Source organism: Sorangium sp. So ce295, from assembly GCF_051527405.1.
Classification (GTDB): Bacteria; Myxococcota_A; Polyangia; order Polyangiales; family Polyangiaceae; genus Sorangium; species Sorangium cellulosum_B.
In genome coordinates this window covers 4,404,030-4,428,492 of the sequence record NZ_CP150324.1, presented here as the reverse complement: position 1 = coordinate 4,428,492, position 24,463 = coordinate 4,404,030, and the positions used below count along the sequence as shown (strand labels likewise).

General features: G+C 73.2%; 16 protein-coding genes. 6 read left to right on the top strand and 10 right to left on the bottom strand.

All coding sequences use genetic code 11. The features are described from left to right. The 7 genes from WMF11_RS16770 to WMF11_RS16740 form a co-directional block, all read right to left on the bottom strand. The gene (locus WMF11_RS16770; RefSeq protein WP_437978140.1) at nucleotides 1–936 is read right to left on the bottom strand and encodes a 1,4-dihydroxy-2-naphthoate polyprenyltransferase; all 936 of its coding nucleotides are present in this window, start codon (nucleotides 934–936) and stop codon (nucleotides 1–3) included. Between the two features lie 186 nt (nucleotides 937–1,122). Continuing rightward, on the bottom strand, nucleotides 1,123–2,967 hold the full coding sequence (gene menD / locus WMF11_RS16765; RefSeq protein WP_437978139.1) for a 2-succinyl-5-enolpyruvyl-6-hydroxy-3-cyclohexene-1-carboxylic-acid synthase: 1,845 nt from the start codon (nucleotides 2,965–2,967) through the stop codon (nucleotides 1,123–1,125). 33 nt (nucleotides 2,968–3,000) lie between these two features. Further along, nucleotides 3,001–3,732 (bottom strand): bifunctional demethylmenaquinone methyltransferase/2-methoxy-6-polyprenyl-1,4-benzoquinol methylase UbiE, encoded by a 732-nt coding sequence (gene ubiE / locus WMF11_RS16760; protein WP_437909390.1) that lies wholly within the window; start codon nucleotides 3,730–3,732, stop codon nucleotides 3,001–3,003. Next, the gene (locus tag WMF11_RS16755) at nucleotides 3,729–5,003 is read right to left on the bottom strand and encodes a hydroxymethylglutaryl-CoA reductase, degradative (protein ID WP_437978138.1); all 1,275 of its coding nucleotides are present in this window, start codon (nucleotides 5,001–5,003) and stop codon (nucleotides 3,729–3,731) included. Before WMF11_RS16755 ends, ubiE begins: the two co-directional genes overlap by 4 nt. A gap of 80 nt (nucleotides 5,004–5,083) precedes the next feature. Beyond that, nucleotides 5,084–6,160 (bottom strand): polyprenyl synthetase family protein, encoded by a 1,077-nt coding sequence (locus WMF11_RS16750; RefSeq protein WP_437978137.1) that lies wholly within the window; start codon nucleotides 6,158–6,160, stop codon nucleotides 5,084–5,086. A 90-nt stretch (nucleotides 6,161–6,250) separates the two neighbouring features. Next, nucleotides 6,251–6,808 (bottom strand): GbsR/MarR family transcriptional regulator, encoded by a 558-nt coding sequence (locus WMF11_RS16745; RefSeq protein WP_012235639.1) that lies wholly within the window; start codon nucleotides 6,806–6,808, stop codon nucleotides 6,251–6,253. A gap of 167 nt (nucleotides 6,809–6,975) precedes the next feature. Then, entirely contained in the window at nucleotides 6,976–8,724 is a 1,749-nt protein-coding gene (locus WMF11_RS16740) for a phosphoenolpyruvate carboxykinase (GTP) (protein WP_437909387.1), read from the bottom strand. 177 nt (nucleotides 8,725–8,901) lie between these two features. Here WMF11_RS16740 and WMF11_RS16735 point away from each other — a divergent pair, with 177 nt between their 5' ends. Further along, complete coding sequence (locus tag WMF11_RS16735; RefSeq protein WP_437978136.1) at nucleotides 8,902–9,759, top strand: metallophosphoesterase; 858 nt, start codon at nucleotides 8,902–8,904, stop codon at nucleotides 9,757–9,759. Nucleotides 9,760–9,787: 28 nt separating this feature from the next. Here WMF11_RS16735 and WMF11_RS16730 read toward each other — a convergent pair whose 3' ends face one another. Next, the gene (locus tag WMF11_RS16730) at nucleotides 9,788–10,987 is read right to left on the bottom strand and encodes an aminotransferase class V-fold PLP-dependent enzyme (protein WP_437978135.1); all 1,200 of its coding nucleotides are present in this window, start codon (nucleotides 10,985–10,987) and stop codon (nucleotides 9,788–9,790) included. A 418-nt stretch (nucleotides 10,988–11,405) separates the two neighbouring features. Between WMF11_RS16730 and WMF11_RS16725 the strand changes: the two genes are divergently transcribed. Further along, nucleotides 11,406–15,023, top strand: coding sequence for a protein kinase domain-containing protein (locus WMF11_RS16725; RefSeq protein ID WP_437909383.1), 3,618 nt, complete (start codon nucleotides 11,406–11,408; stop codon nucleotides 15,021–15,023). Nucleotides 15,024–15,240: 217 nt separating this feature from the next. Next, a complete protein-coding gene (gene mutH, locus WMF11_RS16720; RefSeq protein WP_437909381.1) occupies nucleotides 15,241–15,924 on the top strand; it encodes a DNA mismatch repair endonuclease MutH in 684 nt (227 codons plus the stop codon). Between the two features lie 39 nt (nucleotides 15,925–15,963). Here the strand turns inward: mutH and WMF11_RS16715 are convergent, their stop codons facing one another. Beyond that, nucleotides 15,964–17,679 (bottom strand): serine/threonine protein kinase, encoded by a 1,716-nt coding sequence (locus WMF11_RS16715; RefSeq protein ID WP_437978134.1) that lies wholly within the window; start codon nucleotides 17,677–17,679, stop codon nucleotides 15,964–15,966. Nucleotides 17,680–17,969: 290 nt separating this feature from the next. After that, on the bottom strand, nucleotides 17,970–20,087 hold the full coding sequence (locus tag WMF11_RS16710; RefSeq protein WP_437909377.1) for a hypothetical protein: 2,118 nt from the start codon (nucleotides 20,085–20,087) through the stop codon (nucleotides 17,970–17,972). Nucleotides 20,088–21,041: 954 nt separating this feature from the next. Here WMF11_RS16710 and WMF11_RS16705 point away from each other — a divergent pair. From WMF11_RS16705 to WMF11_RS16695, 3 genes are read left to right on the top strand one after another with little or no spacing between them, the layout of a single operon-like run. Next, complete coding sequence (locus WMF11_RS16705; RefSeq protein ID WP_437552852.1) at nucleotides 21,042–22,373, top strand: HD domain-containing protein; 1,332 nt, start codon at nucleotides 21,042–21,044, stop codon at nucleotides 22,371–22,373. Next, complete coding sequence (locus WMF11_RS16700; protein WP_437978133.1) at nucleotides 22,373–23,095, top strand: hypothetical protein; 723 nt, start codon at nucleotides 22,373–22,375, stop codon at nucleotides 23,093–23,095. The genes WMF11_RS16705 and WMF11_RS16700 overlap by 1 nt, the downstream gene beginning before the upstream one ends. Then, on the top strand, nucleotides 23,092–24,393 hold the full coding sequence (locus tag WMF11_RS16695) for a DUF4147 domain-containing protein (protein WP_437978132.1): 1,302 nt from the start codon (nucleotides 23,092–23,094) through the stop codon (nucleotides 24,391–24,393). The genes WMF11_RS16700 and WMF11_RS16695 overlap by 4 nt, the downstream gene beginning before the upstream one ends. Nucleotides 24,394–24,463: the final 70 nt, after the last annotated feature.

Below are 24,463 nucleotides of genomic sequence, written 5' to 3'. Positions count from 1 at the left end.
CTACAGCTGGGCCGCGAGGCCGAGCGAGAAGAGCAGCGCATAGGCGAGCAGCAGCTTCGCCGTCCCGGCGAGGCAGTCGTTGAGCGGCCGGCCGTCGGTCGTCGCCAGCACCCGGAGCAGGCGCACCGCGCGAGGGAACGTCGCGAACACGAGGAGCGTCCACCGACGGCCCTCGCCGACGGCGAGCGCGACCGGCACCGCGTAAGCGACGGCGAAGAGCATCGCGTATTCGATGACGCCCGCGCGGCGCCCGAGCCGGACGGCGAGCGTGCGCTTGCCGGCGACGACGTCCGTCTCGCGATCGCGGACGTTGTTGACGACGAGCACGGCGGTGGCGATGGCGCCGATCGGCACGGCCGCCGCCCACGCGAGCGGCGGGACCGAGCCGAGCTGGACGAACGCCGCACCGCAGACGGCGACGAGGCCGAAGAACACGAACACGAAGAGGTCGCCGAGGCCGTGATAGCCGAGCGGGTACGGACCGCCGGTGTACGCGACGCCAGCGAGGATCGAGACGACGCCGATCACCACGATGGGCCACCCGCCCACGAACGCCAGGTACACCCCGAACGGCAGCGTGAGCGCGATCGTGACGAGCAGCCCGGCGCGCACCTGGCGCGAGGTGAGCAGCCCCGCCTGCACGGCGCGCGTGGGGCCGAGCCGCTCGTGCGTGTCGGCTCCCTTCTCGTGATCGAAGACGTCGTTCGCGAAGTTCGTCGCGATCTGGATGAGCATCGCGCCCGCGAGCGCCGAGAGCGCCGGGCCGAGCCGCATCCCGCCGAGCGCGTAGGCGACGGCCGTCCCGACCATCACCGGCGCGAGCGCCGCGGTGAGCGTCGCCGGCCGGCACGCGAGGAGCCACGCCCGGAGCGAGCCGGGGCGCACGCCACCCGGCGCCGCTGCGCCCGCCGTCTGAGGGGCCGCCGCGGCGCTCACGATCCCCTCTCCAGCTCGCGGGGCCCGCGCGCCCTCGCGGCGGCGCGAGCGCTCCCGCGCTGCGCGGCGCCCTCGCCGGACGCGCCGCGCGCGACGTCGTCGGGTGCGGGACTCGTGTTCGCGTTGACCTGGCTCATGATCGTGGATCCCTCTCGGCAAGCTCGGGGTTCTCGGCGCGCGCGCCGCTCATGGAGTCTGCAGATCGGCCGCCGCGCCGTCCGCGGCCGGCGCGCTGACCAGGGCTGCGACGTCGCGACGAACGTCGGACCAGAGCCGCGCCACGCGGGCGGCGCCGTCGTGGGGCGGCACCACCGCCTCGATCAGCGTCGCGCCCGTCCGCTGGTACCCCGCGGCGAGCGCGCGGGCGAGCTCCCCGGCGGTGCCGGCGCGCTCGTAGGCGAGCCCGAACATCGCCGCCGCCGGCGCGAAATCGAGGTGCTGCGGCATCGTGAAGCACCGCTCGAGCAGCTCGGCGCCGCGCCTGGCGATGGGGAGGTGCTCGAAGATGCGGCCGCCGTCGTTCTGGACCATCACGATGACGAGCGGCGCTCGGCCGTCGCCCGCTGCCTTCGCGGCGAGGAGCAGCCCGGTCAGATCGTGCAGCAGGCTGAGATCGCCGAGCAGCAACGTCACCGGCGCGGCGGCCGCCACGCGCGCGCCGGCCGCCGCCGACACGAGGCCGTCGATCCCGCTCGCCCCGCGCTGGTGCAGCACGCGCAGCGCGCGCGCCGACGGCGGGCAGTACGTGTCGAGGTCGCGCACCGGCATGCTGTTGCCGATCGCGAGCAGCGAGCCCGCAGGGCACGCGCTGGCCACCATCCGGGCGATGGCGCCCTCCGTCAGCTCGTCCCCGGCGCAAGCGCGCGCGGCGTGCGCCGCCGCGATCTCGCCGGCGCGCGCGAACGTCGCGGCCCAGTCCCGCCGCCCGCGCCCCAGGCTCAGCGCCGCGCCGGCGAGGCGCGCCGCGAGCGCCTCGCACACCTCCACGGGCTCGCCCATCACGAGGGCAGCCGCGGCGCTCGTCGGGTCGTTCCAGCCGTGCGCGGAGACGACGACGCGGCGGGCGCTCGTGTGCTCGGCGATGTAGGTCGCGTAGCCGGCCGACGTCGGCGGGGCGCCGAGCTCGAGGAGGAGGTCGGGCACGTTCGCCGCGCGGAACTCGGGCGCGCGGAGGAACGAGTCGAACGACGCCGGCATCACGACGCCCTCGGTGAGGCCGCCGAAGCAGATCTGGCTCGTGCCCTCGGCGAGCACCGGGAAGCCTGTCGCGCGCGAGAGCGCGAGCACCGCGCGGCGCGCGCGCGCGTCGTCCTCTCGGCTCTCGGCGGGGCCGCACACGATGAGCCCCCGCTCCGCGCGCGCGCAGCGCGCGGCGAGCTCCTCGATCGCGCGTCCATCGACCCCGGCGCGGGCCGACACGACCCGCGTGCCGGCGCGGCGCATCAGCGCCTCCCAGTCTGCCTGCCATGGCTCGGGCCCGGCCGCGTCGACAGGCTCGAGCGGCTTTCGGAAGCGCGCGTTGATGTGGACCGGGCCCGGCGTCGGCGACAGCGCGCGCGTGACCGCCTGGGCCGCGATGCGCGTCACCGCGCGCAACGCGAGGGGCGACGGATCCGGCAGCCCGAGCTCGGCGAAGTGACGGACGTGGTCGCCGAAGAGCTTGGTCTGATCGATGGTCTGCGCGGCCGCGGCGTCGGCGAGCTCCCACGGGCGGTCGGCCGTGATCGCGATGAACGGGGTGAAGCTCTGGTGCGCCTCGATGATCGCCGGGAGCGCGTGCGCGCCGGCGGTGCCCGAGGTGCAGACGAAGACGCTGGGCCGTCCGGTGACGCGCGCCTGCCCGAGCGCGAAGAACGCGGCGGCGCGCTCGTCGACGACGCTGTGACAGCGCACCTCGTCGCTCTCCATCGCCGCGATCGCGAGCGGCGTGGAGCGCGAGCCGGGGCAGAGGACCAGGTCGCGCACCCCGGCCTGCGCGAGCGCGCGGACGAACAGCTGCGCCCAGGCAGAGTGGAGGTTCGACCCGCCCATCACCGCCCCCCGAGGCCCTCTCTCGCGCGCACCTCAGGCCCCCTCGGGCGTCGCGACGAAGAGGCACACGACGCCCATCGTGAGCGGCTCCACGCGGAGCACGCGCAACCCCGCGCCGCGCATCAGCTCCGCGAACTCGTCCGGAGGCGGGAACCTCGCGATCGAGTCCTGCAGGTACCGGTACTCGTCCTTGCCGGAGATCGCGCCGCCCACGTACGGGACGACCGTGTGGATGTGGAAGCGCGCGAGCTTGCCCATGAGCCCGCTGCGCGGCTCGCTGAGCTCGAGGATCGCGATGCGCCCCCCGGGCCGCGTGACGCGCGCCATCTCGCGGAGCGCCCGCGCGCGATCCGGGACGTTGCGGATCCCGAACGCCATCGAGATGGCGTCGACGCTCGCGTCGCCGAGCTGGAGCTGCTGCGCGTCGCCGACCTCGAGATCGATCCGCCCGGCGAGCCCCGCGGCCTCCACCTTCCGGCGGCCGACGCCGAGCATCCCCTGCGACGGATCGACCCCGATGACCTTCACCTCGTGCTCCCGCGCGATCGCGATCGCGAGATCGGCGGTGCCGGTCGCGAGATCGAGCACCGTCGCGCCGGGCGAGAGCTCGAGCGAGCGCACCGCGCGCCGCCGCCAGCCCTGATCGAGCCCCAGCGAGATGACCCGGTTCAGGAGGTCGTACCGCTCCGCGATGCCGTCGAACATCTCGCCCGTGCCGAAGCGGCGCCCGCCGCGCGGCGCCTGATCCTGGCTCGCCTCGCTCATGTCCCGCTCCCCGCCTGGTGCACCGCGCGCGGCGCCTCGGCTCGCTCTGCGGCGAACCGCTTGCCTTCGCCGGACGGCGGCGGGGCGGACTCACCGCCCGCCGTCGACGTGCCGCCGATCGCGCGCTTCCGCTCGTGGAGCCGCATGTGGCCTCGCTGGATGCCCTCGCTCGCGAGCGCGCGCAGCGCCGCCAGGTTGGACGCCAGCCCGACGGACGCCAGCACCACCGCGAGCTCGCGCGCGCTCTTCGCGCCCACGAGCTGCAGCGCTGCGCGCACGCCCGCGTGCACCTCGGTCGCGCCGCCCACCGTGCCGACCGCGAGCGGCAGCTCCGCCCGCCCCACGAGCCCGCCGGGGCTGCGCTCCCACGTGCTCAGCGGCCGGTACCGGCCGCCGATCGCCGCGTACGCGTGCGCGCCCGCCTCGATGGCGCGGAAGTCCTGCCCGAGCGCGACCGCGGCCGCGTCGAGCCCGTTCATGAAGCCCTTGTTGTGGGTCGTCGCCCGGTACGGATCGAGCTCCGCGAAGCGGCTCGCCCGCGCGATGCCGCTCGCCACGTCCGCGCCCCCGAGCGCGTCGTCCGTCACGGTGGCCGTCACCCGGACGAGGCGCCGGACGGTCAGGTTGGAGAGGATCCGCAGGCCCAGCGTCCCGCCCGCGATGCGCTGCACGAGCGGCGCCACCGCCTCTGCGACGGTGTCGACCAGGTTCGCGCCCATGGCGTCGCCGACCTCGACGTAGAGGTGCACGACGAGCACGCCGAGCTCCGCCGAGAGGACGCGCACCTCGAGATCGCGGCAGCCGCCGCCGCGCGCCACCATCCTGGGGATGGCCGCGTCCCCGGCCGCGAGCAGGCTCGCGCGGGCCGCCTCCAGCCGGCCCGCGGCCGCCTCCGCGTCCGGCACGTCGTCGAGCTGGACCTGGGCGGTCATGATCGGCGGGTCCGCCTCGCCGGAGAAGCCGCCCGACCGCCGGACCATGCGCGCCGCGTTCGACGCGGCGGCGATGACGCTCGGCTCCTCCACCGCCATCGGCACCAGCACGTCGCGCTGGTTCACGCGGAAGTTCAGCGCCAGGCCGAGCGGGAGCGCGTGCGTCGCGATGACGTTCTCGCACATCCGATCGGCCACCGCCGTCGGCAGCCCTCCCCCGCTGGCGAGGTGCGCGAGCGCCTCCTCGTCGAGCAGACCGAGCGCCTGGATCGCGCGGAGCCGCTCCTCGAGGCACCGCTTGTAGAAGCCGCTGATCCGGCTGGACACGTGTTGGCTCATCGGGTGTCTCCGCGCGCCGCGCGCGCTCGCGAGCGGGGCGCGCGCCCCGCGCACTGCATCAAGGGGTTCGTCATCGCCGCTCACCGCTTCCGCCGGGGCGTCGACATCGCGACCCCCTCCAGCGCCGCCTTCGCCGGGCTCTCCGGGAGCGGCTCGATGCTCCGCACCGCGTCTCCGCACAGCCGGGACGCGAGCTCCAGGCAGTCGTCCACGACGCGCTTCTCGACCATGATGTGCGCGATACGCCGGCCGAGCTCCGGCTCGACGGCCGCGTCCTCCGACGCGCAGTGCGCCTCGAGGGCGGGCGTGAGCTCGCGGTCGCGCTCCATGGCGAGGAGCAGCGGGTACGTCATCTTGCCCTCGCGCAGATCCGTGAGCAGCGCCTTGCCGGTCGCCTCCGGGTCGCCGGCGAAGTCGAGGACATCGTCGACGAGCTGGAACGCGACCCCGAGGCTCGTCCCGAAGCTCTCGAGCGCCTTGCAGAGCGGCTCGCTCACGCCGCCCGCGCGCGCCCCTGCGAACATCGCCCAGCGGAACAGCGACGCCGTCTTGCCGTCGACGATCTGGAAGTACTCGCTCGTGCTCGTGCGCACGCGGCCCCGCGACGCGAGCTGGAGCGCCTCGGCCACGACCATCTCCTTGATCACGAGGAGCACCCGCTCGAGCACGTCGGTCATGCCGACCGCCTGGATCTTGGAGAGCGCGTCGAGCAGGAGGTAGTCCCCGCCGAAGATCGAGGCGGCGTTGCCGTAGATGACCCTCGCCGCGTCCGCGCCGCGCCGGCGGTCGCCGAGGTCGACGACGTCATCGTGCAGCAGCGTCGCGTTGTGGACGAGCTCGACCGCGACCGCGAACGTCCGCGCGGCGTCGTTGAAGCCGCTCCCGATGTGGGAGGCCAGCGCGACGCAGATGGGCCGCAGCCGCTTGCCGTTCAGGCCGAGCAGGTGCCGCGCGCTCTGGTGCGCCGGCGTCTCGCCGTCCAGCCCGACCTTCTCGATCTCGCGCTCGATGTCGCCGAGGTCCCCGTCGAGCAGGCGCCTCAGCTCCGCGAGGCGCGCAGCGAGCGCGTCGAGCCCTCGCCCAGCGCACATGCCTCCGAGGCTCGAGACGACATCGCTCCGCTGGACCGTCCCAGTAAACGTTGTAGTCGCAGTCATCCCATCTCCACCTGGAAGCACGAGCGCACGCTGCGCCCCGCACCGCGCGGGGCCCCCGTGACGGTCGAGCTCTCCGAAATCACGGTCCCGCTAGGCGCCTCGCCGGGAACGCACGGCGCGGATGGGGAACCGGACCAGATCCCCGAACCGCGAGAAATCCACGGTCCTGCTCTTGATGAACCCGTCGAGCGCCGCCTGCGCGACGATCACGAACGAGAGGAGCCGCTCCACTCGATCGAGGCTGAACCGGGCGGCGTCGGTGGGAGGCAGGCCCTCGAGCAGCGCCGAAGCCCGCTCGAGGCGCTCCCTCACGGAGTCGGCGATCAGCCGCTCGCGCTCGGCGAACACTTTGGAAATCATCTTCCAGAAGTCCGTCTCGGCCTCGAAGAACTCCTTCCGCTCGCCCGGTTTCCATACTCTTCGTACTACACCCCACCTTTGCAATTCTGTCAGCGACATACTCATTGCGCCGGAAGAAACCTGCAGCCGCTCGCCGATCTCGGCGGCGGAGAGGGCTCCGCCTTCAATGAACAGGACGGTCCAGATCCGCCCGAGCACCCGGCGGAAGCCCCAGTGCTCGATGACGTCGCCGATCGCATCCGCCGCGAGCAGCTCCGCCTGGCGATGGATGTCGCTTGCGTGGCTCATGAAAGTTTCAAAATTTTCTGAAAGAACTGTGTGGGCCTGGTTGCGCCGGCGTCAAGACATTCCCGACCGTTCTCGCCACGCAGCGCGGACGAGCGGGGTGATACGTGGCGTGAATCGGGCGTGAATCGCGCGTGAACCCCGCGTGAACCGCTCTCGACGGCGCTAGCTCACGCCCGGATCCGGGCCATGAGCTCGCGGTTTTGCCGGAGCAGCGCCTCGGGCATCCGCGAGCCGAACGACTCCAGGAACGCCTCGCGATCGCGCGCCTCCTCCAGCCACGCGTCGCGATCGATGGCGAAGAGCTCGCGCATGGCCTCGTCGTTCACGCCGAGGCCGCTCGTGTCGAGTTCGCCGTCCGTGGGCATGATCCCGACGGCTGTGTCGTGTCCCTTCGCCTCCCCGCGCACGCGCGCGACGATCCAGCGCAGGACGCGGAGGTTCTCGCCGAAGCCTGGCCAGAGGAGCGCGCCCGCCTCGCCCTGCCGGAACCAGTTCACGTGGAAGATCTTCGGGAACGCCGCGCGGTTCTCGCCGAGCTCGATCCAGTGCCGGAAGTAATCGCCCATGTTGTATCCGCAGAAGGGGCGCATCGCCATCGGGTCGCGGCGGACGACCCCGACCTTCCCGGTGGCGGCCGCGGTCGTCTCCGAGGCCATCGTCGCGCCCAGATAGACGCCGTGGGCCCAGCCGCGCGCCTCGCAGACGAGCGGCGCGAGCCGCGCGCGCCGTCCGCCGAAGACGATGGCCGAGATGGGCACGCCCGCCGCGGCGTCGAACTCCGTCGAGATGGACGGGCACTGGCGGGCCGGCGCGGTGAACCGGCTGTTCGGATGCGCCGCAGGCTCCCCGCTATCGGGCGTCCACCGGCGTCCCCTCCAGTCGGTGAGCACGGGCGGCACCGGACCGTCGAAGCCTTCCCACCACGGCGTCCCCTCCGGCGTGAGCGCCACGTTCGTGAAGATCGAGTTCCGGGCCAGCGTCGCCAGGGCGTTCGGGTTCGTCCTTGAGCTCGTCCCCGGCGCCACGCCGAAGAAGCCGGCCTCGGGGTTGATCGCCCAGAGCCGGCCATCCCGGCCGATCCGCAGCCAGGCGATGTCGTCGCCGACGGTCCACACCTTCCACCCTTTCTGGGACGCCGGCGGCACGAGCATGGCGAGGTTCGTCTTCCCGCAGGCGCTCGGGAACGCCGCGCAGACGTACGTCACCCTCCCTCCCGGGTCCTCCAGGCCGAGGATGAGCATGTGCTCCGCGAACCACCCTTCATCGCGCGCCATCGTGCTCGCGATGCGCAGCGCGAAGCACTTCTTCCCGAGCAGCGCGTTGCCTCCATACCCGGAGCCGACGCTCCAGATGAGCCGCTCCGCCGGGAAATGGCAGACGAAGCGGCGCTCGGGGCTCAGGTCCCCGAGCGAGTGCAGCCCCCTGCAGAAGTCATCGGAGCTGCCCAGCGCATCGAGCGCGACACGGCCCATACGGGTCATGATCCGCATGCTCGCCACGACATAAGGGCTGTCGGTGATCTCGATTCCGACCTTCGCCGAGGGCGACCCCACTGGGCCCATCAGGTACGGGACGACGAACATCGTCCGCCCCTTCATCGCCCCGTCAAACAGCCGTCCAACCCGCTGCGAGGCCTCGTCCGGCGACATCCAGTTGTTCGTCGGGCCCGCGTCTTCCTTGTCGCGAGTGCAGATGAACGTGAGGTGCTCAGTCCGGGCGACGTCGGTCGGGTCGCTCCGGTGAAGATAGCAGTCGGGGTATCTCTCCCCGTCGAGCGCGAGGAGCGTACCGTCGCTCAGCATCCCCTGGATCAGCGTTCGGTTCTCCGCCTCGGAGCCGTCACAGAAGACGACCCGATCAGGCCGCGTCTGATGGGCGACCTCGTCCACCCACGCTGAAAGTTTCCGGTTTTGCATACGACTGCGAGCCTAGCCCGAGCGAGAACCTCAGCCAAGTGACAGTAATATTGTAGTATTTCGTCAAATCTGGACGATCTGGCAGAGGGCGTGGCGTGGCAGCCGGCCGGAGTTCACGGGTCGGATGGGCTCAGTTCACGCGAGGCGAACGCAGGGACGTTCGGCTATGCTGGAGACGTGCAGCGTGTCGTCGACCTCCCTGATCGGGGCAGACTGATCGTCGCCACCGACTTCCAGGGCAATGTCGCGGATTTCGAGCGAATCGCCGAGGTCTTCGAGCAGGCGGCGACCGGCCGTGACGGCGCGGTCCTCGTGATCACGGGCGACCTCGTCCACGGACCCGAGCTCGACGAGGGTGAATGGCCCGACTACCTGGGCTCGTTCTATCGGGGCGATTCCGTGACCTTGTTGAAAAAGGCGAGGAGTCTCGCGGAACGCCACCCCGGCAGGGTTCACTACCTGCTCGGAAACCACGAGCACGCGCACGTGGGAGGTCCGGTCGTGGCGAAATTCTTCCCGGACGAGGCGCTGCGGCTCGAAGATCTCCTCGGCCCGGAGGACACGCTGGCGATGCGAAGCTGGTTCCGCGGGTGGCCGTTCGTGGCGGCCGCGCGCACGGCCCGGCTCGTCATGCTCCACGCGGCGCCGCACGCCCGCATTCACAGCCGGCAAGATCTCGATCGGCTCCCGCTCGACGGGTTCCTCGACGTGCCGCTCTCGGAGATGAGCCTGCACGGGACGCTCGGCGCGCTGCTCTGGGCACGGAGCACATCGAGCGACCGCGCCTATGCCTTCCTCCGCGCGATCGACCCGGACGCTCGCGTCGCGATCTACGGGCACGACGTCGCGCGCGAGGGGTATGCCACCGAGCGCGAGCCGCTGCTCTGCCTGTCGACGAGCTTCGGTTGCTACGACGGCGACAAGCTCTACCTGGAGTGGGATCTCGCCGAGCCCGCGGAGAGCGCGGCCGACGTCGCCTGGCGCGGGCTCCGGTCGCTGTACCCCGACGCGCCGCGCGTCCACAGCGACCCCTGATCGTCCCGACGAGAACGCCGCCAGGGCGCTAGCGACCGAGCTCCTCGACGAGGGCCGCGACGCCCTGGTCGATCTCGGCGTCGGTGAGGTAAGGCGCGGGGCCGATGCGGAGCACGTCGCGCCGGGCGTCGACGAGCACGCGCCGGGCGCGGAGGCGCTCCACGACGTCGCCCGCTCGCGCCGAGCGAACGGCGACGAAGCCGCCCCGGCGCTCGGGCTCGCGGGGCGAGACGACGTCGCCGCCGCGGCCCGCGGCGTCGAGGAGGTCGAGGATGCGCCCGGTCTGCCGGAGCGATATCGCGCGCAGCCGCGGGACGGTGAGGCCGAAGCGATCCCAGTGCTCGATCACCGCGGCGGCGCGGTAGAGCGCGGAGGGGTCGAACGTGGAGCCCGCGAATCGCGCGCCCCCGGGCGCGTACGCGACGCCGCCGCTGCTGCCCGCGAGCGAGCCGAAGTCGGCGAACCAGCCGGTGAAGACCGGGCGCAACCCGCAGCCGTGCGGGACGCGCATCCAGCAGACCCCCTCGCCCATCGCCGCGTACTTGTAGCCCCCCGCGACCGCGAAGACGTGAGGCGCCGCGCTTCCCCACGCGAGCGGGACGACGTTGAACGCGTGGTAGGCGTCCACGAGCGGGACGGCGCCGATCTCGGCCGCGCGCGCGACGACCTCGTCGAGCCGCGGCACCACCGTCGCGCTCTCGAAGAGCACGGCCGAGATCGCGAGCATCGAGGTGCCCGGCCGGAGCGCGGCGAGCAGCCGGTCGGCGAGCGCGTGGCGCGGCTCGACGCTCACCCAGTCGATCTCGACGCCCTCCTCGGCGAGGCGGGCGAGCTGGCGCCTGAGCGAGTGAAACTCGCCCTGCGTGGTGACGATCCGAAGCCGCTCGCGCCGAGGGAGCGACGTGATCAGCCGGTAGACGAGCTCGTGGGTGTTCTGGCCGAAGGCGATGGCGTCGCCGCGCTCGAAGCCCATCCGCTCCAGGATCGCCGCGCCGACCGCCGAGAGCCTCGGCAACACCGCGGCGTCCCACTTGCCGTCGACGAGCCGCGCGGCATCGTCGAAGCATGCGGAGAGCGCGTCGCGCGCCACATCCGGCCAGGCCTGGTGGGAGTGCCCCGTGAGCAGGATGCGCGGCGCCGCGTCCCCCGCCGGCGCGAGGAACCGCGAGTACGCCGCGCGAAACGCGTCGAGGTCGAGAGAGAAGCCCTGTTCCACGTCTCCTTGCATTCCAGCTCTTCGGTCGCGACATCGCGCGGCGAACACGCAGGGCGACGAGGCCCCGTACGCGCTGCCGCTTAACCCACTTCGATGCCCACTTCCACCCAGTCGGTCCGTGGGGTGCGGTGCGTTGCGCAGGATGCGTGGATTGCGTCCTCAACGCGCGTGGCGCGGCCTGGAGCGCTCTGCCACTTGCCCCACGCGCGCGCCGACAGCCCAGGCGGCCGGACGCGAGAGGACCCGCTTCTGCACGAAATCGATCCTCAACAGGGCTGGCTCCTCGCCCCGCCATGACGTGCTCGCCGGGGCGAGGCGGCGGGACGCGCGGCGGGGGCGCGCCTCCGGCCGGTCCGATCATCGTAGGGGGAGGTAGCTCTCTCGGAGCCATGTGGAGCGGCATGCGCTCCGGATCGAGGTGGGAGGTTCCATGAAGGGCGAGGATTGCAGCGGCGTGGGAGGGGGGCCGGCGCGTCGTCGCGCTAGACTGCGCAACCTGCCGATGCGACCGCGCGCGGAATACCTCGAAGGGCTCGTCGACCTCACGTCCCACGACGACCCGAACGTCCGGCGCGCGCTCTTCCGGCAGACGATCGCCTCGCTGGCGCTGGTCGATGCGCTCGATGGATCGACCCCGCTCGACTCCCTCAGCCCGGATGGCCTGCTCCGGAGCGTCCAGACCGCCATGGCCGACGGGCTGCTCGACGATCTGAGCTGGCTCGCGCCGGCCGCGGCGAGCGTGGCGCTCTATGAGATCGCCGGGGCGCTCCCGCTCGGGCCGGAGCGGCGCGAGCTGGGCAGGCGCGTGCTCGGACAGCTCTATGCCGGCAACGCAGCGACGTTCGTCGCCCTCGCGACGCGCATGGCGGCCGGCTCGGCCCGCGGCCTGTCCGGGGCAGGGATCCGCGCCCGCGTGATGCTCTCGCTCTGGCTCCCCGCCGGCACCGACATCCCGGTCGAACCGCTCGCGCTCCTGCTCGCCTCGCGGCGCGAGCTGTCGCGCGACTGGATCGCCGCGCCGTCGACCGGCTCGCTCCCGGAGCGACGGCTCGCCGCGCGCCTGATCGAGCGCGCCGCCCGCGAGGCGACCCGCCGGGCCATGCAGGGCGACGATCTCCCGCTCCGGCTGTTCCGCAACGTCGGCGACGGGCGGCGGCGCGACCTCGACCGCAGCGCCGACGGGATCGCGCTCGCCTGGCAGACGCTCCTCGCCGATCGCGAGCCGCTCGTGTGGCGCCACGTCGCCGCGGCGCGAGGGCTGCTCGCCGGGGTGCTGCCCGACTTCGCCGAGGAGGTGCGCGCGCTGCTCGCCCAGGATCTCTCCCCCACCGAGTGGCGGCGCGGCGCGGCGTCGCTGGCCGCGAGCATCGCGGTGGATCCGGACGGCGCGCTCGGACGCGCCATCGAGCTGCTCCGGAGCCCGCTGCTCGCCGCGGACCCGGGCATCGCCACGGCGATGGCCTGGGGGCTCCCCGTCGCGGCCGACGCGGAGCCCGAGGCCGCCGACGCGCTGCTCGACGAGATCGCGCGCACGTCCCCGATGGCGACCGCCGAGGCGATCGTCGAGCTCCGGCGCGAGCTACGCGGCGTGATGAGCCGCGGCGAGCCGCTCGGCGCCCGCGCCGCGGCGCGCTGCGCCCGCGCGCTCGAGGACGCGCTCGAGGCCCCGCCCAGCGCGCACGTCCGCGACGACGGGCTCGCGGCGCTGGCGCGCGTCATCCACCGCGACCTCTCGATGGACAGCGCCGGGGTGGCGCTGCTGCGCGGCGCGCTCGACAGCGCCGTCGCGGCGTTCGTCGAGACCGGCCCGCGCGACGCGCACGGCCGCGCGCTCGAGGCCTACGCCCTCGCGACCGAGGTGGTGGGCGCGCTCGAGGAGATCGAGCTCTGCGAGCACGACGACGCGCAGAGCACCGCGGCGCGCAGGGCCGCGGTGGGGCTCGTGCGCGAGCTGGACGCCGAGCTGCTCGGCTCCGGCCTGCTGAAGAGCCTCCTGCTCCTGAACCGGCGGCCGAGCGACGACGCCACCGGGGTCGCGTCCCTGGACGATCTCGACGAGCGGCTCGCCCGCTGGCTGCTCCGCGCCGAGGGGCCCGCCGCCCGGGCGAGCGCCTCGCCGCCCCTGCACGTCACCGTGCACCAGCGCAACCTGCGCGCGCTCATCCACCTGATCGACGGCGAGAGCACCGACTTCGGCAGCGAGCCGGAGCTCAAGGCGCGGGTGCTCGCCCGCTGGACGGGCGCCATCGGCGTGCTGCTCGACCGGCTGCGCGCCGAACGCGGCTCGTCGCTCCGCCGCGCCATCGCCGCCTCGGTCGCCCGCGGCCTCGACGCGCTCGTGCGCGAAGGCGCCGCCGACGCGGCCGACATCTTCTTGCACGCGGCGATGCGCGGCGGCGACCCCGACGACCTCGACGTGCTCGGCCAGGCGAGCATGCACCCGGACGTCGCCCAGCTGCTGCGCGCCTACGCGCGGTTCGCGCGCGGCGGGCGCGAGGGCGGCGCGCGCGCGCCGGAGGGCGACGCCGCGGCGTCGCGCCGGTCGACCCGGCAAGGCGGCCTCGACGCGGAGCTCGCCGAGGCCGAGCGCGCGCGCGTGGCGCTCGAGCGCATCGCCGCCATCGAGGCGCTCGTGACGGCGCTCCCTGCGGGCGCGTCGCAGCGCACGGAGATCGTGCGGGGCGCGCTCGCCCGCCTCGCGCGCGCGCTCGGAGCGATGAACGCGGCCCGCGCGCTCAGCGCGCTGACCGGCGCGGGCGACGGCGACGCGGACGCCTCGCCGCTCGCCGCCCTGGACGAGGCCCTGACGCGCCTCGCGCAGCTGACCGCGGGCGCGCGCCGGCGCTGCGGGGAGCACCCGGCCTCCGCGCCCTCCGGCGCGACCGAGCCGCTGCGCCTCGCCATCGAGGTCGCGCTGCAGGAGGAAGGCGACGCGGAGCCGAGCGTCGCGGCGCCGATCGAGGCGCTCGTCTCGGCCGCGCGCGCGAGCATCCCGAGCGCGCTCGCCGACGTGGTCGCCCTCGTCGTGCCGCGCGTCCTGCTGCTCCCGGTCCGGCGGCAGAGCGCGCCGAGCGCCGTCGCCCTGCCCGAGCAGCCGCTGCCGGCGTGGCTGCCGAGCCGGCGCACGCTCGGCGGCTTCTACGTGCACCGCCAGCTCGGCGGCGGCTCGCTGGGAACGGTGTTCGTCGTCACCCGCACCGAGGAACGACACGATCCGTCGGCGGAGCGCTTCGCCCTCAAGGTGCCGGAGTACGATCACACGGCGGCCAGGAGCGTCTCGGAGGCCGACTTCCTCCGCCTGTTCCGGGAGGAGGCGGGCGCGCTGCTCTCGCTGCCCGATCACCCGAACCTCGCCGGCTTCGTGACGTTCGACGCGGGCGCCCGCCCCAAGCCGATCCTCGTGATGGAGCTCATCGAGGGCATCCGCTGCGACAAGCTGCTCGACGCTCGAGGCCTCACCTCGCGGAGCGCGGTGGCGCTGCTCGACGGCATCCTCGCCGGGCTGGAAGCCATGCACGCCGTCGGCGTCGGGCACCTCGACATCAAGCCGACGAACGTGATCCTGCGCGGGGGACGCGAGCCCGTGCTCGTCGATTTCGGCCTCGCCGGCCGCCACATCCGCCCTGGCTGCGCCACCGGCTGCTACGGCGCCCCGGAGATCTGGGGCGTCGTCCCCGCCGGGGTCACGCCGACGCCGCTCACGGCCGACGTCTACAGCTTCGGCTGCCTCGCCTACGAGATCCTCACCGGCAAGACGCTGTTCGACGCGCCCACCGAGGTCGCGCTCATCACGGCGCACGTCACGCACGACGGGCTCCCTGCGCCCATCAAGCGCATCGCCGACGATCCGAGGACCGCAGACATCGCGGCGTTCATGTATGCCTGTTTACGACACAACCCGAACGATCGCGCGAACGCCTCCTCCCTGAGGGAAATGCTGCTGCGGATCACCGGCCAGCTCGCCGACCTGAGATGGCCGCTCGACGACGAGCGCGCTGCCAGGCCCAGCATCGGTGGACATCGGAAAGTCCATACAGGAAATTCCTGATGCGTTTTTCCTCTGAATCCTGTCGGCTCAAAGAAGGATTTAAGCAGTAGGTTGTTTCTCGGCGGCGCGTTCGGGGGGCCGCGTATCAGGCCGCCATGGCCCCCGGGTCAGCGCTGCTCGATCCCCATCGACGTCCCGGCGCACCCCGGCGGCCAACCTTTCTCGATCGCGGCTGAGCGCTGGAATCGCGCCCCGCGATGCTCTAAGGGCGGCGTCGTTGGTCTCTGCGCTGAAACCGCCTCGCGACGAAGCCGAGCTCCGGTGCCGGGCGGCCGCGCTCGCCGGCCTGACGCTCGCCGATCTCGCACGCGCGCTCGATTGCGCCGTGCCCCGAGGCGGCGTGCGCACGAAGGGCGCCGCCGGCACGCTCGTCGAGCGCGCGCTCGGCGCGACGGCCGGCTCGACGTCGAGGCCCGATTTTCCCCACCTCGGGATCGAGCTCAAGACGATCCCCGTCGAGGTCACCGGGGCGCCGCAGGAGTCGACGTTCGTCTGCTCGATCTCGCTGTCGGACGCCGATCGTGCGGAGTGGGAGACGTCGCGCGCTCGCGCGAAGCTCGCCTGTGTGCTCTGGGTCCCGATCATCGCCGCTCCGGGCCGGCCGAGCGAGGAGCGACGGCTGGGCGCCCCGCGGCTCTGGCGGCCGACGGACGCGCAGGAGCGCGTCCTGCGCGCCGATTTCGAAGACCTGATGGGGCTCATCGGCATCGGCGCCGTCGAGGCGCTCACCGCGCACGCGGGGCGCTGGCTCCAGGTGCGGCCGAAGGCCGCGAGCGGGCGCTCGCGGACGCTCGCGTTCGGACGCGACGGGGAGATGATCGCCGCGCTGCCGCGCGGCTTCTACCTGCGCCCCAGCTTCACCGGCGCGATCCTCAGCGATCCGGCCGCGATCCCGGCGTGACCGGAGAGCCCCCGCCGCGAACGGGCGGCCCGGCGCGCGTCACTTGCAGGGGACGACCTTCTTGGAGCCGTCCGGCATCGTGGCGGTGCACGTCTCCAGCGAGAGATCGTCGTTCACGGTCGGCGTGACGGTGCGCGGCGCCGGCGCATCCACGGCAGCCCCTCCAGCTTCCGTTGGGCGCGTGCGCCCTCGGCCGCCCGCGCCGGCGCGCGGCGGCTTGCCAGCGCTGGCGCTCGGCGACGTCGTCCCCGCTGCGGACGGCCCGCTCCCCGCGTCCGCCGCTGTCTCGGTGGAGCTGACGCCCGCATCCAATGCGCCTGCGTCCACCTCGCTCGCGCTCGCCGCGCCCGCGTCAGCGGTCGCTGCGGTGGCCGCAGGGACAGCGACCGTCGGGATCGCGGCGGCCGTGTCTGGCGTCTGCGGAGCCGTCGCCGTCGGCGCGCCGGGAGCCGCGGTGTCGCCTGACGAAGGCGCGTCCGCCGGAGCGGTCGCCTCGCTCCCTCCCACGGCGAACCGGCTGCGCTGGAACTGGAGCGCGCCCCACGCGCCCACGAGGACGGCGACGGCCCCGACCCCCACGTAGAGCAGCGTGCGCCCGCGGCGCGGGGCCTCTTCCTCGACCGGAGGCGTAGAGCTGCCCGTGCGCGCGCCCCTGTCGCTCACCGACGGCCCGCCGCTGCTCGTGCGCGAGGCGCGCGACGTCCGCGTCATGGCCGCCCGCGAGGCCGGCGGAGGCATATCGAGCTCCACGGCGTGCTGGCGAAGGATCGCGCCGATGGTCGTGCGCGTCCCCGGAGCGGCGTACGGCGCGAGCGCCTGAACGAACTCCGCGATCGACTGGAAGCGATCCTCCGGCTCGCGCGCGATCGACTTCTCGATCACCTCGACGAGGCCCTCCGGCACCTCGGGGCGGAGGTCCTGGAGCGCCTCGGGCGGCGACGTGTAGATCTTCGCGCACAGCTCGGGGAAGCTATCGGCGACGTACGGCGGCCTGCCGCCGATGATCTCGAAGAGGCACACGCCGAGCGCGTAGATGTCGGTGCGAGGATCGACGCTCTTCGAGGAGCGCATCTGCTCGGGGGACATGTAGAGCGCGGACCCGAGGATCGTGGTCGTCTGCGTGAGCGAGACGTTGCCCGTGTCGCCGGTGAGGATCTTCGAGACGCCGAAGTCGAGCACCTTGATGTGCGGCGCGCCGTCCGGGCGCGTCGTCAGGAACAGGTTCGCCGGCTTCAGATCGCGGTGGACGATCCCGAGCGCGTGCGCCTCCGCGAGCGCCTCGCACGCCTGGACGATGTGATCGATGCACTCGCCGATCGCGAGCGTGCCCGCCTCGGCGGCGTGGCCCGCGAGGTCCACGCCGTCGAGCAGCTCCATGACCATGTACGGCTCGCCGCTGTCGAGGGCAGCCACGTCGAGCACGCGCACGACGTGGTGCGTCTGCAGCTTGGCGACCGTACGCGCCTCGCGCATGAACCGCTCCGACGCCTCGGTGTACGACATGAACTCCGGGAGCAGGAACTTGATGGCGACGCGCGTATCGAGATCGAGGTGCAGCGCCTCGACCACGAGGCCCATGCCTCCACGGCCGATCGTGCGCTCGACGCGGTACTTGCGCGCAATGACGGTGCCAGGCGCGATCGTGTAGACGTTGTCAGCCTTCGGTTCCCCCGGGCCGAGCGGAAACGCAGCCGTCTCCGGGCCGACCGAGACTTCTCCTTCGGTCGAGTCCGGCTCACCAGAGGAGGGCGCCATCGAGCTAAGGTATACACGTCGCGCTTCTCCGAAGCGATTCCCCTCACGCCGCAGGAATGCAAAGAGCTGCGAAAAACCGCCTCCCAGGTGGGACGCGGGCGCGGAACAGGCGGAATCAAGCGCAGCCCAGGGCCAGCCTGCGCGCCGCACGCACCGCCGCGCCGCGGACGAAGCGCCCCCGCGCTCCGATTGTGAGCGCCGATGACCGAAGGGCCCGTTCCTTCAGGTTCGGCTCGGCGGTCAGCCCGCGCTCATGGCCTCTCGCCTCTCAATGCCGGTTGACAGCGAGCTCAACGGGTGCGCGCGGGCGGAGTCCGGGATCGGCGCATGTTCGCCGTCGAGGAGGTCCGGTGCGGCCCCTCCGTGCCGTGCGCCGGGGTTTGCCGCGTCGCCTTGAGATTGCCGAGATCGGCCTCGATCTCGACGCCGAGCGCGCGGCAGCGACGGATGAGCCGCTCCAGATCGACCCCCGCCTCGATCAGCAAGCCCGAGGGGGGCGACGGATCGACGAACATCTCGGCCGCCGGCCTCCGCGTGCGGAGCAGCTCGCGGATCTCGGGATCCTCGATCCAGAGGAAGCCAGATGCGCCGACGAAGCTCGCCTTGCCGATGACGACGCTCGCCTGGATGAGCATGCGCGAGATGGTGTCCGGCAGCGGCGCGACCGCCTCGATGCGAGCGCGCAGGGCGTCGCTGTCGAGGCCCACCGACAGCGCGCGCGCGATCGACGGCGGCGTGAGCAGGAGATCGACCTGATCGCCGACGCGGCCGATCTCGGCGAACGACGAGAGCCCGAGCACGGCAGCGACCTTGGCGCTCAGGCCGACGCGCAGCGCGTGCGCCTCGACGAACTTGCTCTTGCTGTTGTCCGAGCTCGGCGCGGAGCCCGCGAGGAGCGCCCGCCCGCGCGGCGTCAGCCGGAGCGCCAGCTCCGCGCTGGCCACGTCCTCGGCGCCGCCGAGATCGATGATCCCGAGCGCCGGCAGCGACTCCAGCGCGATCCGCCGCGTGATGTCGGGGACCTCGGGCGCCTCGACCGAGGCGCGCTCGGCCCAGCGACGGACCAGCCGCTCGACCCCGGCGATGCGCTCGTCCGCCGCCAGGTAGCCCTGCAGCGACTGCCAGGGGACCCAGCGGCCCTCGCCGAGGTCGTGCAGCGCATCGAGCACCATCTCGCGGAGCGCGCCGATGGGGCTCGCGTCGCGGTTGTCCGACGCGACCCGGAGCACCTCCCGCTCGGCGCGCGCTTCATCCCACGCGCCGCCGCGGCGCCACGTCGTGAACAGGAGCGGCGTCAGCTCCTGCACCTGGAGCGAGCCGGGCGGCGTCGCCGGCGACGCGGCCGACGCGTCCCAGAGCCCGACGGCGCGCGACAGCGCCGCGACGAGCGCGACGCCCTCGACGTCCCGCCCGAAGCGCTGCGCGAGCCGGACGAGCAGCGATCGCGGCGTCCCGACGCCGGGGCGTACGTCGCTGCCGGGCTCGCGCACGCAGTACGCGAGCGCCAGCGCGAGCATCCCGGGATCCGAGGCGAAGCGAGCGCGCCGCGGGGCGTGATCCTCCTCCAGGACGAACGACCGGATCTGCTCGCGCCGCTTCTCACGCATGCGGCGGCGATCCGCGCCGACGATGGCGGCCACCTCGGTCGGCACGACGTGCCGGTTCGGATGGATCGGGATGAGGAAGGCGCGGCGCTCGAGCGCGAAGCCCGCGCCGCGGCGGCTCGCCGTCACCCCGCTCGCGCTGCGCAGGCGCATCGGCTCCCGCTCCAGATCGAGAAGCTCCTGCGTGTCCACCTCGCCGCCGACGGCCTCGATGGACTCGAGCAGGCGGCGCTCGACGGGCGCGAGGCGATCGATCTCCTCGCGGAGCCGCTCCGGATCGCTCAGCGTCTCCCACGCGTTCTCGAGGGACAGCGCGATGGGCGGCGTGGCCGGGCGGCCGAGGTAGTGCGTCGCGATCGCGCTCATCGTCTCGAAGGGCGCCTGCGCCAGCAGCGCCCGGATCGCCCGGGGGTCCTCGCTCTCCCAGCTCTTCAGCTGGACGAGGAACGCCGCCGGGAGCACGAGCTCGATGCCCTCGTCGGTCTTGCGCGCGTAGACGACGCCACGGGCGATGAGCGGCTCGAGGCCGGCCGGGAGCGAGGGGACGACGAGCACGCCGCCCGCCTCGGCGATGCGATGGAGCAGCTCGCGGCTGGCGGTCGGGAGCCGCGACGGGTCGCGCACGTCGGGGAGGCCGACCAGCGCCCGCGCCGCCTGAGAAGGCGCGTCGATGCGCTTCGCAGCGTCGATGCGGATCCCCATGCGTGTGATGAGGCCCTTGAGCTCCGACTCTGGGAGGGCGCGGAGGATGGCGTCGAGCCGCCTCGGCGACTCGTCGAGCTCAGCATCATCACTGCTCGCCATGCCTCCCGATTCGCGTGTCACCCGACCTTGCTCCTCATCTGCAGGATGCTCCCGCCCCGACTGCCGTCCGTTGGTCGTGGTCATGCGCTCGACTTGATCTCCCGGATATCCGATGACCCGCGTTAACCAACGGAATAGTCAGCCTCCTACCGTACACCAGGATGCTCGTCCAGCTTCAAGAAATCGAGCACTTTCCTCCTCCGAACACAATTTTCTCCGATCACAATTTCGCTCGCGCTGGCATCGCGGCGCCTCCTTTTCGTTTGTTCTTCGTCTGTTCACCCCGCTGTGGTTCACGTCGTCCTCACACGTTCCTCGCACGTTCCTCGCACGTTCCTCGCGTGGTCACGCGCTGTTCGCCCGATTCGCCTCAGGCATCTCGGCCGCGCATCTCGCGCGCTCGTCTCGTGTACCGCGACCGCACGCAACCGCACGCAATCACACGCGCTCGTACGCAATCGCATGCGGCCGCGGGGCAGCGTTCGCGGTCCCGTGGTGCGCCACGCGCGCCTTCGCCTCACGCAACGCCCGACACGATTTGCCGCTCGCTCGACGTCGGCGACGTTCGCGACGTGGGCCGCACAACGTCCGCCGCGCGATTCCGCCTCGGCGTGGCTGGCCCCCATCGCGCGGATTCCGTCGCACGCCACGCTCATGACGCCCCGATGCCGCGCGCCTGTCGTCCTCGTCAGGCGGAGCCGACCGGTTCGCTGGATCGCTCACGAGGAAGGCTCGGTGACGAGCCGCGCTTGCCTTCCCGCGGGCCCACGTGGGAACGTCGCATACCTCCTTGATTTCCCGCCCCTGTTCGAGGCGCACCATGCTGTGCTCCACGCCGCACGCCCGAAGCAATGAGCCCTCCCCCCCGCGCGCACGCCCGCAGATCGACGCCATCAGGCGACTCCTGAGTGACTCGGCGCCGTTTGCGCCCATGGCGTCGAGTGGAGACCCATCTTGATTCTGCGCGACCCAGTCCACGGCTTGATCGAGTTCGAGAGCGGCGAAGCGGCCATCGTTCCGCGCTTGCTCGGCGCTCGCGAGGTGCAGCGGCTGCGGCGCATCCGTCAGCTCGGGCTGACGTCGCTCGCCTTCCCAGGCGCCGAGCACACCCGCTTCTCTCACGCGCTCGGGGCCGCCCACGTGATGCGCCTCCTGATCGCGAGGCTCCGTCAAATCGATCGCGACCTTCCGTTCTGGCAGAGAGTGACCAGCGACCGCGCGCGCGACGCGATCGCCGCAGCGTTCCTGCACGATCTCGGCCACGGCCCGCTGTCGCACCTCTTCGAGGAAGCCATGCCGGGGGCGCTCCACCACGAGCGCTGGACCGAGCGCATCCTGCTCGACCCGTCCTCGGACGTGCACCAGGTGCTCGTGCGCCAGGATCCCTACCTCCCGCAGCGGGTCGCCGACCTCATCGGCGGGCGGCACGAGCTGCCGTACCTCGCCAAGGCGGTGAGCGGCACCTTTGACGTCGATCGCTGCGACTACCTGCTCCGCGACGCGCACGCGACGGGCGTCAGGTACGGCGAGTACGACCTGCCATGGCTGCTCCGCAGCCTCAGGTTCAGCGACGTCCAGGTGGAGATGCCCGGCGGCGGCGCCGCGTCTGCCCCGCCGGCGCCCGCGCTCGCCATCGACGGGACGAAGGGGATGAGCGCGATAGAGTCGTTCCTGCTCGCTCGCTTCTTCATGTTTCAGCAGGTCTATTTCCACAAGACGACGCGCAGCGCGGAGTGGATGATCGGCGCCATCCTCCGGCGCGTCGTCACCCGCCTCGCCGCCGGGGACCGGATCCCCGAGGTCCCCGCGGCCGTCGCGGCGATGGCCGTCGGCGAGATGCCCACCCTGGAGCAGTACCTCGAGCTCGACGATCAGGTCCTGCTCGGGTCCATCCATGCCTGGGAAGCGGCGCCCGATCCCGTGCTGTCCGATCTGGCCCGCCGCCTGCGCGTGCGCTCGCTCTTCAAGTCGGTCGAGCTGTTCCCGGAGCCCGGCGAGTCGCCGTCCGAGCGCGACGCCCGGCGCGCGGCGGCGCTTGAGACCGTGCGCGAGATCGCGCAGAGCGCCGGGCTCGACCCGGAGGTGTACGTCGGCGTCGACGTCGCCGAGGACACGCCCTACGCCGAGGACGCGTCGCTCATGGTCGTCTACTCCAGAGGGCGCCCGCGGCGCCCCGCCGAGGTGTCCTTCTTGCTGGATCGGCTGCGCAACGAGACGATGACTCGCACCCGGATCCTCTTCGCGCCCGAGCTGCGGGATACGGTGCGGGAGGCGCTGATACGCTGATGACCACCAGGAACAAGGCAGCCCGGGGATCGTCCGAGCCCGCGCGCCGCGCCATCACCAGAGCGCTCGCCGGCGTCGCAGCGCTCGCGGCGCTCGCGGGGGCGTCCACGGCGCATGCGGAAGGCGACGGCGCGTACGGCCGGCTGGACGGAGACCTCGATCTGCGCGCGGGCGCGGGCGCCTCGTTCGCGGACGGCGGTCCGGCGCTCTGCGCGCGCGGCGCAGCGGTGTACCTCTCGACCGCCGGCCTGTACGCGCACTACACCGACGCGCTCGGCGCAGAGGGGGCGCCCGTCGCGCGCTCGATCGCGAGCGGCGTCTTCATCCAGCCGCTCTTCCTCGCCCGCTATGCGAGCAATCTCGAGCGCAGCGCCCCCCGGCTCGACCTCTTCATCGATTCCGTGGCGCTCGGCGTGGGCTCGTTCTGGGAAGCGCCGCCCGGAGCCGGGCTCGCCGCGGAGCCCGGGCTGGAGCTCTCGCTGTCGCTCGACGTGCCGCTCCTGGGAGACGCCACGGGCCCGTTCCTCGGCCTGCGGGGCGCGCTCCGCTTTCGGGGGCCGGAGCTCTCGGGCGACGATGGCCCGCGCGACGCGCAGCGGGCGCTCCTCTCGGTCACGCTCGGCTGGCATCACGTCCTCCGCGCGCACCTCGTCGACGCAGGCGACCGCGCCCCCGCCCAGGGGGCGGCGCAGCGCGGCGTGGTCGGCGCGAGGACCCGTTGAGCGCCGCGCTCGACGAGCTGCGCGCGGCGCTGGTGACCGCGTTCCGCGCCGGGCTGACAGAGCTCGACCCAGCTGGGCTCGTCGAGCGCGCGCTCGACGCCGAGGCCGAAGCGCACCGCGGCCGCGTGTTCGTGATCGCAGCGGGGAAGGCGGCGCCCGGGATGGCCCAGGGCGCGCTCCGCCGCTGGGGTGGCAGGATCGCCGGAGGGCTCGTCATCACCGTCGCAGCCCCGGCGCTCGCCGCGCGCGATGAGACGACATCGATGGCCGCCCCCGAGGAGGCCGCGCTGCGCCCGCTGCGCGTGATGCGCGCGGCGCACCCCATCCCCGACGCGCACAGCGTGGACGCGGCCGAATCGGCCCTCGCCATCGCGGCCGCGCTCGGACCCGAGGATCTGTTGATCGCCCTCCTCTCCGGCGGCGCCTCGGCGCTGCTCGCCGCGCCGCCTCCCGGCGTGTCCCTCGCGGACAAGCAGGCCGTCGTCGCAGAGCTCCTGGAAGCAGGCGCGCCGATCCAGGACGTCAACCTCGTTCGCCGCCACCTGTCGCGGATCAAGGGTGGGCGGCTCGCGGCGGCGGCGGCCCCGGCGCGCGTGCTGACGCTGCTCATGAGCGACGTCGTGGGTGGACTCCCGCACGACGTCGGCTCGGGCCCCACCGTCCCGGACCCGACGCGCGTGGAGGAGGCGCTCGCCGCGCTCGATCGCTGGACCCCTCGGTTCGCGCGGCTCACGCCCGCGTTCAGCGAGTCGCTGAAGCCAGCGGACGCGCGGCGCCTGGAGGCGCGCGTGCTCGCCGATCCGGACAAGCTCGCGGAGCGCGTGGCGGCGGCCCTCGCCGACGGGGCAGGGCTCCGCGCCACCGCCGCCCCCGCCGAGGACGGCGACGCGCGCGCGATCGTGGAGCGTCGCCTCGCGCTCGCGCGCACCCTCGCTCCCGGCGAAGCGGCCGTGATCCCGTGCGAACCGACGCTGGCGCTGTCGGCTGACCGCGGGGCCGGCGGCCGCGCAGGATGGATCGCGCTCGCTGCCCTGCGCGGCTTGCCGCCGGACGTCGCGCTCCTCTGCGCGGCCTCCGACGGCGTCGACGGCAGCTCCGGCGCCGCGGGAGCGGCCGTTGCCCGCGCGGCAGCCGCCGCGACGGACGACCGCACGATCGACTCCGCGCTCGCGCGCTTCGACGACGCCGTCGTTCACCGCGCGCTCGGCACGCGCGTCGAGACGGGCCCGACAGGTCACAACCTCACGGACTTGCACATCGTCGCGCGCGACTTCCTCGGAGCCGCGCGTGTGCGCTGACGCGGCAATGCGCGCTGCGGCGCGGCAGCGCGCGTGAGCTCACGCGGCGGCGCGGGCTACGCGGCGAGCT